Origin of the sequence: Catenibacterium faecis, from assembly GCF_014306455.1 — a bacterium.
Lineage (GTDB): Bacteria > Bacillota_I > Bacilli_A > Erysipelotrichales > Coprobacillaceae > Catenibacterium > Catenibacterium mitsuoka_A.
Map to the genome: position 1 here is coordinate 1 of NZ_JACRWG010000057.1, position 14,372 is coordinate 14,372.

The window sequence follows — 14,372 nt, forward strand, 5'->3', positions numbered from 1 at the left end:
CATCTTTTCTTTATCTATGATTTATTGATTGAAATAAACTGCGGTCGCTATAAGAATACATTATTATATAGGGTAATATAATTTGCAGTTATCAGATGGGTAGAGTTTGCGGTTTAACAAGTAGTAAGCTTTTCATCATTTTCTTTCTTGTTGGTTTTCGCATTGTTTAATGCTTCCTCTGAACTATTCTTCTGATATTCTGCTCCTTGTAATGCAGCTCCATTAGAAATAACAGTAGAGTTCTTATCTTCTACTTCCTTTTCTAAATCTGTTCTAACTGTTGGTTGTACCTGTTGAGTTGTTTCTACTGTATTTTCATCTAATGCTTGAACATTCTTAATAACGGTATTAGGCAAACTAGAGATAGCACCTACAGATGATAATGCTGTTACTGTAGATAATGTAGTAGAAACGAGTTTCTGTTTCTTATTCATTTTGATTCCTCCCATATGTATATATGATAGCGCTAACAATTTATCATTTCAATATATATTATAATACAATTTAAAAATACTCTAAATGTTATATGAATATTATAATATATACACAGTTTGTTTATTATTTAAAGTGTGAGAAAACCTTAAGATAGGTATTTAATCATTTTTTTCATTTTCTTATTGCATTAAAATGATCTATATGCTATTATAAACAAGCAGTTGAAAAACAAATGTCTACGTAGCTCAGCTGGATAGAGCACACGCCTTCTAAGCGTGCGGTCATGGGTTCGAATCCCCTCGTGGACGCCATCTGTTAATTACCTCGGTATATCCGAGGTTTTTATTTTATTTATCGCTGGTAAGGATATTTCTTTACCAGTTTTTTATATAAGAAAAGAGACAGCTTTTATGCTATCTCTTGAGTCAATATTTTATCTGTTAGAATAACGTGATAAGAACTGTTTAGCACGTTCTGTTTTAGGATGTTCAAATACTTCTTCAGGTGTTCCCATTTCTGCAATAACACCCTTATCCATGAAACATACTACATCGCTGACTTCTCTTGCAAACTGCATTTCATGAGTCACAACAGCCATTGTTAAACCTTCTTTCGCAAGTTCCTTCATAACATCTAATACATCCCCTACCATTTCAGGGTCTAAGGCACTTGTAGGTTCATCAAATAGAAGTACTTCTGGCTTCATACATAAAGCTCTTGCAATCGCAACACGCTGTTTCTGACCACCAGAAAGCTTTGTACTAGAAGCATCTGCGAATTTATCCATACCAACAGCTTTTAGCTGTTTCATTGCTTCAGCGCGGGCTTCTTCTTTAGATTTCTTTAATACTTTGATTTGTCCAATCATACAGTTTTCTAAAACTGTTTTATTACTAAATAAGTTAAAGTTCTGGAATACCATGCCTACTTTACTACGATATGTAGAAGCATCTAAATCACCTTTAAGGATATTTTGTCCATTAAATAGAATTTCACCTGCATCAGGTACTTCAAGAAGGTTGATACATCTTAGTAATGTACTTTTCCCAGAACCGCTTGAACCAATAATAGTAACTACCTTACCACGTTCGATAGTGAAATTAATATCGTTAAGAACACGGAGGTCACCAAAATGTTTTTCTAAATGTTTAATTTCAATTACTGTATTCATTTCTTTCCTCCTTAAGCACAGTTATCCTTGATAGTAACTGTGTTTGTCTTATTGATTTTCTTTTCAACATAGTTAAGTACAAATGTAGCTACAGTTGTAAGAATTAAGTAAAGAATTGCAACAACAAGATACACTTCGATATATCTCATGTTTGTACCAGCCACTGATTGTGCCTGGAAGAATAATTCAACAACTGAAATCGCATTTAACATACAGCTATCCTTAATATTAACAATAAACTGGTTACCAAGTGATGGGAATGTATTCTTAATAGCCTGTGGGAAGATGATAGAAATCATAGTCTGAGTATTTGTCATACCTAAAGACTTAGCTGCTTCCATCTGCCCAGGATCAATAGACTGAATCCCACTACGAATAATTTCAGCCATATAGGCAGCTGTATTTACTGAAATAATTACCATGCCAGCTGTAAAGTTATTCCAATGTAATACTGGTTTGAATAAGTAATAAAGGAATACGGCCTGAACCATCATAGGTGTTCCACGGAATACCCATACATAAAAGCCTGTAATAAAACGTCCTAAACGTTTAAAGAATCTTGTTACTGGTTTATCTAGTGGATCTAATGGTACACAACGAATGGCACCAATAATTAAACCAATAATTAAACCAGCTAATGTACCAACAACCGCAAAAGCGATTGTCATCTTAATACCATACCAGAATAGAGGCCAGTTATTAATTAACTGACTCCATGCATATTGAAAATCTATTTTCATTTTATCTCCTATTTTTCAGTAGGTGCTCTCTTAACAGCATCTTCCATGATTTTTAATCTTTCTTCTTGTGAAATAGAATCTAAAGCCTTCTGAATCTTCTTGAATTCAGCAGTCTTACGTGTATTATTCTTTAATCCAATTGATACTGCAGTATCTACATTAAAGTTATGACCATCTGCAAACTTAACGATTGATAAATCTGGGTTAGCCTGTACGATACCATTTGCAACTGGTAATTCAGCAGTAATACCATCTGTATCACCCTGCTGTAAAGCTACAACTAATTCTGGATAAGTTGATTTAGGTGTCTGATGTTTTACACCGTTAATCTGATCAATGATTGTATCATAGTTAGTATTCTTCTGACCTGTTACCTTATATCCTGAGAACTGCTGGATATCATTGAATGAAGTCATTGGACTGTTCTTTCTTACAATCATAACCATTTCACTCTGATAATAAGGTGTAGTGAAGTCTAATCCCTTTTCACGTTTCTTATCTGCAGTCATACCTGCAACGATAGCATCGATTTCACCAGATTCTACAGCTGGCTGTAAACCATCCCATGCAATCTTCTTTACTACAAGTTTCTTTCCTAATTTTTTAGCAATTTTGCTGGCAACGACAACATCATAACCATCTGCATAACCTGCACCACCATCTAATTTAACTGCAGTATCTGTTTTCTTAGAAGTCTGCCAGTTAAATGGCTGGTAAGCTGCTTCCATCCCTACTGTAAAAGTGTTGTCATCCTTAGTAGATGATCCACATCCTGATAATACAAGCGCTGCTGTTGCAAGCGTAATTAAAGTCTTTTTCATAATATTCCCCTTTCTATATAAAAATAGAAAAAAAGCCATACGTTATCGCATAGCTTTTAACGATTAGATAACGCCTCTTCATCATGAAGGAGTGAGACAGGTATTTCCTGAATCCCCAAGACCATAAGCTGCCACTTATCTTCTTTCGGCGATGATTACCTTTCATATGATTCTTAGTCTGCCGACTCCTCATACTACTCTGATGCATCGCTTCCTCTATCTTTATATTTGACTTTACATGCCCATTATAATAGGAAGATATAAAAAGTCAATCCTATTTAATAAATTGTATCATTATTCCAATGTTTTAATTCTAACATCTACATTTGTACCATCAATAGTCATCACTGCATAAGATCTTTTGCTGCCACCACGTGGCCATGAAGTAGAGCCAGGATTAATAAGCCAGAAACCATTTTCTTCTTTTACAAGAGGCATATGTGTATGTCCTGAGATTAAAACATCTCCATTATATTTCTTTAAAAAGTCCAGCATTTTCTTTTCACGATCAAAATAACCAAAGAACTGCCCATGAGTAATCAGAAGATGTCTTTCTTCAATATCTAATCTTGCAGTTTGTGGAAGATCAAGACTCCAGTCATTGTTTCCTTTCACAGCAACAAATTCATCTAAATCGCATAATTGATATGATTCACTATCACCACAATGGATATAGTAATCTGCATCATCTTCTAAAACTTTAATATCTGTTAAGATATTCATGTCACCATGGTTATCTGACATAATTACAATTTTTTTCATTCAGCTGCCTCCTTCTGATTATATTCTTCAATACAACTATTTTCTTTATAAATCTTATTCGCATTCTTCTTACCCACATAACGATAATAATGTGCATCATACACATGATTTGTAGAAGATGCCATACGTTTTGGATAACGTAATATAAAACCATATTCATATGAATGTGCTTCAAGCCATTGGGACAGGGCAGATGTTTCAAACTCCTGATAGGCAATGGATTTAGATGCAATAGAAACTGTATGACCCAATTGTCTTTCATCTTTACCTGCAAGGTTAGGATTTGAATACTGTAAGTCAGTAAAGCTTGTATAAGCTTCTTTAACATAAAAGTCATTCGCAATCTCATCAGGCATGGCATCAATCATCTTCTTTAACGCGTCATAAGCGTCATTATTTAAATACATGGCATATTTTAAACGATGAATATCTGACATTAAGACAAGGTTATGAGGAACATAAGCACCTATATAAGTTTGATCACTTAAGGTAGTTAAAAGAGCTGAAGGATCAGGAATCAAGAACATATCAGGATTATTTGCCTGAGTCATAAGTGTTGTTAAACCATAACGAGAGTAATTAGCACATGCCTGTTTGAAAAATGAAAGAATCATTTTATCTGTTAGTCCACGATTCTTTAATAATTCAATATAGTATTCTGTATCGTCTACATAACTATAATCTTCATAAAGAGGTCTCATTTCATAATATATTTGTAGTTTATCAAAATCAAAGTTCTGATTATATAAATATCCTGCTTCTAAATCATGTTCTACAAGTTTTTTTGCTTGATCATAAGATGCACCTTTATAGATACCAGTGAGTTTAGTTGCTAATTCATTGCCTGTTTGTAGGATAGATTTATTTGTAGAGTAACGCCCTGTTTTTTCTAGTAGTTCATAATATTGATAATATGGAAGATAGAAATCATCATATTTGATATATTTCATAAAATGGTAAAGAGGAATTCTGTTTTCTACAAGATATTTCTGTTCTTCTTTACTTAAATACTTTTCGATGATCATTCTATTATCGTTATTGATGCCATTGACACGATAGAATGGATCAAATCGGAGATTAATTGTATAGAATGAAACGATAAATAATGCAATGACTGTAATAAACAGATACTTGCGCTTATTTTCCATTAAATCACCTGCTCTCTAGTGTCAATTATATAGTATATCATGAGGAGTGTATAGATTATTCTTTATGTAGTACTTCATAGAGCTTTAATGCCGTATTTTTAGGAATAACTGCCTCTAGTTCTTCCAGTGATGCTTCCTTCATCTTTTTAACACTCTTAAAATGATTAAGAAGCTTCTTCTTGCGTGCTTCCCCTATTCCTTTTACTTCATCTAATATAGAACTAAATAAGGATTTAGAGCGTACCTGACGGTGGAATGATATAGCATAACGGTGCACTTCATCCTGCATACGCGTTAATAAAAAGAATAAAGGACTCTTTGTATCAATAGGAACCTGGTTTCCATCTTCATCTAGCAACATTGCGGTAGAATGTTTATCATCCTTGGATAAACCACATATATGTACAGAGAGATTTAAGCTGTCTATCACTTCTTTGGCAACTTTGATCTGTCCTAGTCCACCATCGACAATTATGAGATCAGCCATTTCTTTTTGTTCCATAAGTAAGCGATAATAACGTCTATAGATAACTTCCTTCATACTTGCATAATCATCTGGACCTTCTACTGTCTTGATCTTATATTTACGATAATCTTTTTTAGATGGTACACCGTCTTTATATACAACCATACCAGCGACTGCATAAGCACCCTGAATATTAGAGTTATCGTATAATTCAATTGTATGTGGTGTATCAATACCTAGTTTTTGGCCTAATTCAATAATAGGAAGAATTGTTTTTTCATCTGTCTTCTCTTTTAACAAGAATTTCTTTTCTAATGCTTCTTTCGCATTTTTATTAGCCATTTCTACTAAGGATTTCTTATCTCCTCGTTGTGGCTGAAGAACATGACAGGATAATATTTCAGTTAATAGTTCTAGATCAACATCCTGAGGAATAAGCAGTTCATAAGGTTCTGGATGTGTTTGATAATAAGTGACTAAAAAACGAATCAAATCTTCTTCAAAATCTTCTCCTACTGGTTCTAAATTAAAATCATGATAGAGAAGTTTACCTTCACGCATAAAGAAGAGCTGAATACTAATGTAGCCTTTATCAATAAAATAACCTAAAATATCTCTATCTTTATAGTCTCCAAATTGGACATTCTGTTTTGCTGTGACATATTCTATAGAACGAATGAGATCACGATATTCTTTCGCAAGTTCAAATTGAAGATTTTCACTAGCTGTCATCATCTTTTCAGTGAGTTCATCTATTTTAGATTTGGTATTACCATGTATAAAAGAAATCAGTTCTTTTCTAATTTCATCATATTGGCTCTTGTCAACTTCATTAATACATGGACCTAGACATTGATGTAAAGAATAATATAAGCATGGTTTATCTGGTACATGATTGCACTTTCTTAATGGGTAAAGCTTATTTAATAATTTAAAAGTATTTCTAGCAGCAGTGGCATCGGGATAAGGACCAAAGTACTTATTTTTTTTATTTTTAGTTTTTCTTACTATTTTAAGTCTTGGATGGGTTTCATCAGTGAGTTCAATATAAGGATAATAGGTATTATCCATGAACATGATGTTGTATTCAGGTGTATAGTCTTTAATAAGGTTAATTTCTAGTAATAATGCTTCCTTTTCACTGCCTGTCACAATATAGTCGAAGTCCCATATATGATCGACTAATTTTGTGGTTTTATAGTTATGTGCTCCTGTAAAATAAGAAGAGACGCGATTTTTAAGTTTTCGCGCCTTTCCTACATAAATAACTTTTCCGTCTGTATTCTTCATTAAGTAACAGCCAGGAGACATAGGAAGCAGAGAAAGCTTCTTTTTAATATAGTCTAGATTCTTATTCAAAGCTAACTACCGTTACACCTAAACCACCCTCATTTGGCCCACCATCACGATATTCCTTGATATACGATAAATGGTCTAGCTTCTTTCTTATACCATTACGTAAAATACCTTTACCCATACCATGCACAATACGTACTGAAGGATAACCTAGTAATAAAGCGTCATCTAAGAACTTTTCTACAATATTCATCGCTTCTTCATAACGCATACCAATGACATTGACTTCATAATGTCCAGTCTTCTTCATATGCTGTCTTGTGCCTGCTTTTTTAACCTTCTGAGGTTTAGAGGCACTATGCATGAATGTTACATCAGTATCCTTAACACGAGCCTGGAGACCACCTAAATCAACAAGCAATTCATGCTTCTTAACTTCTAGGACATCCCCTTCTCTATTCATTTTATCAAGTTTAACATGATCACCTTTTTTAAAGACATGATCCTGTACCTTGACTACTTCTTTCTTTTCATATTTCTGCTGATCTAATGCATGTTTTGCTGCAGTCACCTGATGAGGCTTTAAAGCACCTTGATTCATAATATCTTTAGTCAATTCATCAATTGTCTTCTTAGCCTCTTCAAGCATCTTATTAGCTTCCTGCTGTGCCTCTTCGACAATACGATCTTTCTGTTTTGTGGCAACAGATAGCTGATGTTCATAACGATTATGAAGTTTTTCATTATCAGCAAGTAACGTATTGATTCTTTCTTCTTTTTCATCTAATTCAGCACTCTGTTTAGTAAGCTTCTCGGTTAGCTTTTCTGCTTCACTCATACGTTCTTCTTTATTATGTAAAGCTTGATCAATAATCTCGTGATCAAGACCTAAAGAAGCAGCAATCTCAAAGGCATAAGATGAACCAATAGAATGAAGCTTTAATCTATATGTAGGACGCATTGTTTCTACATCAAATCCAACAGATGCCAGAGTAATATCATCTCTTGACTGCCCATAGCTCTTAAGTTCACCATAGTGAGTAGATGCAATAATACGGCAGTCACGTCTTAATAAAGTATCCAGAATAGCTTCTCCTAGACATGCCCCTTCTTGTGGATCTGTACCAGACCCAATTTCATCAATAAGAATTAAAGAACGACATGTTGCATGTTCTAAGATATAAATAAGCTTCTTCATATGTGATGAATATGTTGAAAGAGACTGCTCAATAGATTGTTCATCACCAATATCGGTATAGACTGCATCAAAGAATGGAATAGAAGCTGAAATAGCTGGCACGGCTAAACCACTAATTGCCATTAATGAAAGTAATCCTGCAGTCTTTAAAGCAACAGTTTTACCACCGGTATTAGAACCAGTAATCATCAACATCTTACCATCAATAATAATATCATTAGGTACAATTCTTTCTTGATCAATAAGTGGGTGTCTAGCCTGTTTTAAAGAGAGAACACCTGATTCATTGATATCAGGTTTAATGCAATCATAATCACATCCAAAACGTGCTTTCGCAAAAATAAAATCTAGTTCAGACATGAGTTCCTGATCAAAATAGAATCTTGTATAGTTATACTTAACACGTCTTGTAAGGCTTTGTAAGATTTTATTGATTTCAGTCTGTTCCTGACTCTTTAATTCATTAAGTTCATTGTTCATAACAACAACACTTTCTGGTTCAATAAAGAATGTCTGCCCAGAAGCACTTGTAGCATGTACTAAACCTTTGATTTCATTTTTATGAGGTGCTTTAACTGCAAGAACTAAACGGTCATTTTTGCTAGAGAGAGTATCCATACTTAATGAATTCTTTTCACTCTTTAAATACCCTTCCATAGAATGACGAATACGTCCTTCTAACGCATGCATGCTTTTTCTAATACGATAAAGTGTTTCACTGGCATGATCACTGATAGAGCCATCTGGCATAATACATCTATTGATTTCTATATGTAACCCATTATCCCCTTCTAAGCCTTCCACTAAGTCTCTTAAGAGAATAATTTCTCCTTCATAAGCATTAAAGTAAGAAGTTACCTGAAAGATATTTTCTAACATATGATCAATAGCCATAAGCTCCTCAGGTGCTAAAATACCATCCATCTTCGCTTTTGCAAGATATGCACTGATATCATGAAGTGGCGCAAGAGGTAAAGTACCCATAATACGATGAATAGTCATGGCTTCTTCTAAACGATTCTGTTCTTCATTTAAATCAGCCAGATTATCATACATTTCTAATTGTAATACTTTCTTTTTCGCAATCTCTGTACGGCAGCTGCCAGCAATACTATTTAGAATTCTTGGAAATTCTAAGACTTTATAACTATCTAACATTTTATTCACTTCCTATATTATTTAATATCGTATTCTTTTCTGTTTCTGTATAAGGTGTTTTATTTAATAAAGAGATAAATTGAAGTTTTTCTTCATGAGGTATAATGACCTGCTGATTCATTAAAGCAGGGCCTAATTGTGTATAGACAAACTGTGTTGCATCATGCTCATCTAATATTCCATGATCATAGGCGTGATTATTAGCGATAATCATCTTCTTTAATATATCTTGATCTTCTAGTTGAAGTGTATGTTGTCCCTTTAATAAGCTTCCATAAGCACTTGCTTCATTGATTGCTTTTTGTGAGATAATTGGTACATCTTCTATGATTAAGTGTCCTATTTTAGAATTAGTTAAGATATCAGGTCCAAAGAAGGGAATAATAACCATTATCATAACCATGAAGGAGATAAATACACCCTTTAATGCGTGAAGCAACGCACCTAATAAATGATTGACAAAAGCAGTGAGTGCAAAATGATCAGTCAATTGATTGACTAAAGGTTTAATAAGAACGCCTATGAGTCTGCGGATCACTTCTAGAACAACAAACATAATGATAAAGACTATCAACATATTTATAACTGAACCACCTAATTGTGATAAAGGATCATTTACAGGCTTATAAATCTGGATAATAGAAGAAATAGTTTCTACGTTAAAATAGATAAAAAGCATCATGATTATAAAGCTTACTAAATCATATAATGTAGAGAAAAAACCTTTGGAATATCCACTAAAAAACATATATAACAAAAAAGCGATAAGAATCAAATCAAGAAAACTCATAACACTTACCTCCTTGACGTTGTCGGTTCTTAATTATAACAAATGAAATTTATACTGTCAAAAAAATGAAATTTATGATAAAATAAAACATGTGAGGTGAATATAGTGGAGCCAATTAAATTTTTGATTAATGAAAACATTTTAAACAAGATGAAGAAGTTTTATGACAGTCAGATGGTTCCATTCGAAAGCGAGAACCTTCTTTTAAAAGCTCATGCTATTGGCTGTGACATCGAAGTGACATCGAATTATGAAGCAAGCTTTTTAGGACAGAATGCGGTGCATGAAGCAAAGCATTGGTCTAGAAGTTTAGCAAAAAAGATTGAGCAGGAAAAGAATTCAGATCACTTATGTATGCATCCACATATTGGTGCTGCAGAAACAGGATCTGCTGATTTTCTTGGGCCGCTTTGTGTCGTTGCATGCTATGCCGATGATGAAGCACTTGAGATCATTAAAAACCTGCATATTGATAATATCGATGATTTGTCTAATCAGGAAATTATCAATTACGCTAAACTATTAAAAGGACATCTCATTTCATCACTACTAGTACTAGATAACTCACATTATAATAAGATGATTGATAGTGGAATCAACCAGGCAAACATTCGTGCACGCCTATTTAACCAGGCTGTTGTGAATGTTCTTCAGAAAGTGAAGAAGAGTGTTGAATTTAAAGTTATTGATCAATTCGTTTCACCTAAGACTTATTATAATTATTTAAAGAGTGAAGTTATTGTCGTAAAAGATATGATTTTTGAAACCAATGCTGATGAACAGTATTTAGCAGTATTAGCTGCAGAAATCATTTCTCGTTATGCATATCTACAATATTTTGCTAGTATGACAAAGAGTTTAAAGATGAACCTTGCTAGAGGGGCTGGCACTAATGCCGAAATCGTGGCTGTTAAACTTGCGCACAAGTATGGTGATAAGATTCTTACTAAAGTATGTAAGTTGAATTTCACTAATATGAAGAGAGTTAAGGGAGCATTAAAGAAATTAAAAGAAGGCCTATAGGCCTTCTTCTTCATCTAGAGAATCATTATTGATTCTCTTTTTTTATTTCTATTTCAAATGCGGGAACTTTACGATAAGAAACACCAGCCACATCTAACATACGTTTAGCTGCTCTATCACTTTCTGTTCCTTTGTATTTTTCATCTTCATAGACAATTTCTTTAATACCACTCTGAATGATTGCTTTTGTACATTCATGACATGGGAATAAAGAAACATAGATACGACAACCCTGCAGCTTCTGAGTACAGTTAAGTATTGCGTTTAACTCGGCATGTACAACATAAGGATACTTTGTATCATATAAAGCTCCTTCTCTTACAGTCCAAGGGAACTTATCATCTTCACATCCTCTTGGAAGACCATTGTATCCTACCCCTACTATACGATTATCACTGTTTACTATACAAGCGCCTACTTGCGTATTAGGATCTTTAGAACGATAAGCAGAGAGTTTAGCTACTCCCATGAAATACTGATCCCATGTAATGATCTGCTTATCCATTGTATTCTCCTCCTAGTTCTTTGATTTTTTCTTCAAAGAAATCAGGTAAAGGTGCTTCAAAGTACATATGTTCATTGGTTCTAGGATGTACAAAACCTAATACTTTAGCATGTAGATACTGTCCATGTGTGTTATCATCATTTCTAAAGCCATATTGAGGATCACCATAAACTGGATGACCAATATATTGCATATGAACACGGATCTGATGTGTTCTACCTGTTTCTAGACGACATTCAATAAGTGTCATATCATCATAACGTTCTAATACTTTAAAGTTAGTGATTGCATCCTTGGCATTCTTACTAGTGACAGCCATCTTCTTACGATCTTTGCTATCACGTCCAATAGGTGCTTCAATACGACCTACGTTATGATTAATAACACCATGAACGAGTGCTACATAACGACGTACAACTGAATGTTCTTCTAATTGTTTAGATAATGAACGGTGGGCATTATCATTTTTTGCAACCATTAATAGACCACTTGTTTCCTTATCAATACGATGTACAATACCAGGACGTGTAATACCATTTATTGCTGATAAATCATGACAATGATAGAGTAATGCATTCACAAGTGTTCCTGAATAAATACCTGCTGATGGATGAACAATCATACCTGTAGGTTTATTGACGACAATCACATCTTCATCTTCATAAACAATATCTAATGGGATATTTTCAGGATTAATTTCAGTACTTTGAGGATCTGGTAAAGTGACCTGGATGACATCCTCTTCTTCTACCTTATAGTTAGCTTTTTCAACATTATCATTAACGATAACCTGTCCTGCTTTAATCCATTTCTGAATCTCAGTACGTGAACGATCAGGCATATGATTTAAGATTACTTTATCTAAACGCAAGCCTTTTTCTTCTAATTCTGGTGTAATTGATTGTATTTCCATTGTTTATATTCTCCAATTCCTAAATCTAAGATGATTAATAAAACACCTATTACAACACCCATATCGGCAATATTGAAAATAGGAAAATCATAACCAAATACAAAGAAATCTAAAAAGTCTCTTACATAATGAAAAACAACACGATCATATAGATTTCCTAGCATACCACTAAATATAAGCACAATTCCAAATCTTAATAAGACCTGGGATTTATCACTCTTGATAAAATAATAAATAAGCATAATACCAGCAATAATAGAAATCGCATAGAACATAAAGAAATGCCCTGAAAGCATACCCCATGCGGCACCTGTATTATGAATATAAGTGAAATAAAAAAAGTTTTTAATGACCTGATAGCTCTGGCCTAACTGCATTGATTCATTGACTACAAGTTTCGTTACTAAATCGCCACCTAATACAATAATAAATGTGATTAAGTATAAAAAACCGTATTTAAAATTTATTTTTTTCATTTAATCATCCTTTCCTCAACGATTATAGCATGTCTTTAAAAGATATAAAAGAAAAACAGGCGTAAGCCTGTTACATGCAATATAAGATGATGCATAGAAAGTGTAGAATGCTACCAAGTAAGATCCATAGATGCCAGATACAGTGCATATAATGTATTTTTTCTTGTAATCCATAGAAGATTGTACCGATTGTATATGCTACGCCTCCAGCAACCAATAGATAAATACCATTCATTCCAATAGTACCTGGAAGTAAATTAAACTTAAAGACAATACACCAGCCTAGAACTAAATAACATGCCATAGAGAACTTCGCAAACTTGTTGATATCATAGGCATTTAATGTAATCCCTAGAATTGTGACTGCCCATACAATACCAAATAATACCCATGCCCAGAATGGATCTGCCTGTCTTACAGAACATAAAAGTACTGGTGTATAGGTTCCTGCAATTAATACAAAGATACTGCAATGATCCATAATCTGGAATACTTTCTTTGCTTTCAAATTAGGAGATAAACCATGATAAATAGAACTCATTGTATATAAAAGTATCATTGATACACCATAAACAATACCAGATGCAAGTCCATATCCATTATGATGTAAACATGAGAATATAATACATAATACAAGTGCTGCAACACCAAAAGCTGCCCCTACTATATGAGTCACCATATTAAATATTTCTTCACCACGTGTATAATCAGGAAGTACACGTTCATCTAATTTTGTACGTTTCATATTGATCACCTCTTGTACAGCAAGTTTAACATATCTATTATTTAATGTCAATATATCTAGTATCGAAGTCTAGATGCTAACATTCATATGTATTCCATTGTTTAATGATACGATGAGACTCACATTCATATATTGTATTAAAGAGTGCTGTCTGATTTCTCCATAATTCTCTGTCTACATGAAAATGCCCAAAATACCAATGAGTATAGCTTGTTTTCTTTTGTATGTCATTTAAATAAGTCGTTAGAGGAAATTCCTGATAGACATCACCTTTTATTCTATATTGTTTGATTGTCGAAAGGAAGTAGACTGTTTCATCAGGTGCAGTATGAGTTATAATATAGTCTACTTGATTATTGACTTCTTCTAAATGTGTTAATCCATTCTCATATTCCTGCTTGCTTGGCATTTCTTGTGGCCACCAGGAAACATTCTCTTTACGTAATGGCTGATCAATAGAACAGCCTCCACCAAAGGTAAAGAATGTCTTTCCTTCTATTGTATAGATTTCTCCACGCATTAAATGAATGAGATTATGTCTTATTTTATGGACACGTCCCCCATTCCATGATTCTATTTGATAACTATTAAGTAGATTAAAGTTTTCATGATTTTCTCCATTTCCCCGCGCCTTTGTTGCGCGGACACAAATATATAACCAAACTCAAATCCCCCAAAACTCTAGTGTGCATCTCGATATAATAGTATAATCAAAGAGAGGTGGT

15 protein-coding genes, 1 tRNA gene and 1 riboswitch are annotated in these 14,372 nt (G+C 33.7%); of the genes, 2 read left to right on the top strand and 14 right to left on the bottom strand.

Annotated elements, in window-relative coordinates:
- Positions 1-113 precede the first annotated feature (113 nt).
- Positions 114-434 (bottom strand): hypothetical protein, encoded by a 321-nt coding sequence (locus tag H8909_RS10730; RefSeq protein ID WP_187012834.1) that lies wholly within the window; start codon positions 432-434, stop codon positions 114-116.
- A gap of 235 nt (positions 435-669) precedes the next feature.
- Here H8909_RS10730 and H8909_RS10735 point away from each other — a divergent pair.
- A tRNA-Arg gene (locus H8909_RS10735) sits at positions 670-746 on the top strand.
- Positions 747-868: 122 nt separating this feature from the next.
- Here the strand turns inward: H8909_RS10735 and H8909_RS10740 are convergent.
- From H8909_RS10740 to H8909_RS10775, 8 genes are all read right to left on the bottom strand, one after another.
- Positions 869-1,606 (bottom strand): amino acid ABC transporter ATP-binding protein, encoded by a 738-nt coding sequence (locus tag H8909_RS10740; RefSeq protein ID WP_187012835.1) that lies wholly within the window; start codon positions 1,604-1,606, stop codon positions 869-871.
- An 11-nt stretch (positions 1,607-1,617) separates the two neighbouring features.
- Positions 1,618-2,346 (bottom strand): amino acid ABC transporter permease, encoded by a 729-nt coding sequence (locus tag H8909_RS10745; RefSeq protein ID WP_117458845.1) that lies wholly within the window; start codon positions 2,344-2,346, stop codon positions 1,618-1,620.
- A gap of 8 nt (positions 2,347-2,354) precedes the next feature.
- Complete coding sequence (locus tag H8909_RS10750) at positions 2,355-3,167, bottom strand: transporter substrate-binding domain-containing protein (protein WP_187012836.1); 813 nt, start codon at positions 3,165-3,167, stop codon at positions 2,355-2,357.
- 60 nt (positions 3,168-3,227) lie between these two features.
- Positions 3,228-3,394, bottom strand: a riboswitch (Lysine riboswitch).
- Between the two features lie 67 nt (positions 3,395-3,461).
- Positions 3,462-3,929 (bottom strand): metallophosphoesterase family protein, encoded by a 468-nt coding sequence (locus tag H8909_RS10755; protein WP_187012837.1) that lies wholly within the window; start codon positions 3,927-3,929, stop codon positions 3,462-3,464.
- Entirely contained in the window at positions 3,926-5,077 is a 1,152-nt protein-coding gene (locus H8909_RS10760; RefSeq protein ID WP_187012838.1) for a M15 family metallopeptidase, read from the bottom strand. Before H8909_RS10760 ends, H8909_RS10755 begins: the two co-directional genes overlap by 4 nt.
- Before the next feature lie 55 nt (positions 5,078-5,132).
- On the bottom strand, positions 5,133-6,902 hold the full coding sequence (gene uvrC, locus H8909_RS10765) for an excinuclease ABC subunit UvrC (RefSeq protein WP_187012839.1): 1,770 nt from the start codon (positions 6,900-6,902) through the stop codon (positions 5,133-5,135).
- Positions 6,895-9,195 (bottom strand): endonuclease MutS2, encoded by a 2,301-nt coding sequence (locus tag H8909_RS10770; RefSeq protein ID WP_202985959.1) that lies wholly within the window; start codon positions 9,193-9,195, stop codon positions 6,895-6,897. Before H8909_RS10770 ends, uvrC begins: the two co-directional genes overlap by 8 nt.
- A gap of 1 nt (position 9,196) precedes the next feature.
- On the bottom strand, positions 9,197-9,985 hold the full coding sequence (locus tag H8909_RS10775; RefSeq protein ID WP_187012841.1) for a CvpA family protein: 789 nt from the start codon (positions 9,983-9,985) through the stop codon (positions 9,197-9,199).
- A 105-nt stretch (positions 9,986-10,090) separates the two neighbouring features.
- Here H8909_RS10775 and H8909_RS10780 point away from each other — a divergent pair, with 105 nt between their 5' ends.
- A complete protein-coding gene (locus tag H8909_RS10780) occupies positions 10,091-11,008 on the top strand; it encodes a ribonuclease HIII (protein WP_117458852.1) in 918 nt (305 codons plus the stop codon).
- Positions 11,009-11,033: 25 nt separating this feature from the next.
- Here H8909_RS10780 and H8909_RS10785 read toward each other — a convergent pair whose 3' ends face one another.
- From H8909_RS10785 to H8909_RS10805, 5 genes are all read right to left on the bottom strand, one after another.
- A complete protein-coding gene (locus H8909_RS10785) occupies positions 11,034-11,513 on the bottom strand; it encodes a deoxycytidylate deaminase (protein WP_117458853.1) in 480 nt (159 codons plus the stop codon).
- On the bottom strand, positions 11,506-12,426 hold the full coding sequence (locus H8909_RS10790; protein ID WP_022424986.1) for an RluA family pseudouridine synthase: 921 nt from the start codon (positions 12,424-12,426) through the stop codon (positions 11,506-11,508). Before H8909_RS10790 ends, H8909_RS10785 begins: the two co-directional genes overlap by 8 nt.
- A complete protein-coding gene (gene lspA / locus H8909_RS10795; RefSeq protein ID WP_022424987.1) occupies positions 12,396-12,902 on the bottom strand; it encodes a signal peptidase II in 507 nt (168 codons plus the stop codon). Before lspA ends, H8909_RS10790 begins: the two co-directional genes overlap by 31 nt.
- A 70-nt stretch (positions 12,903-12,972) precedes the next feature.
- On the bottom strand, positions 12,973-13,647 hold the full coding sequence (gene trhA, locus H8909_RS10800) for a PAQR family membrane homeostasis protein TrhA (protein WP_117458856.1): 675 nt from the start codon (positions 13,645-13,647) through the stop codon (positions 12,973-12,975).
- A gap of 76 nt (positions 13,648-13,723) precedes the next feature.
- Positions 13,724-14,167, bottom strand: a complete 444-nt coding sequence (locus tag H8909_RS10805) for a hypothetical protein (RefSeq protein WP_187012842.1) — start codon at positions 14,165-14,167, stop codon at positions 13,724-13,726.
- Between the last annotated feature and the right edge of the window lie 205 nt (positions 14,168-14,372).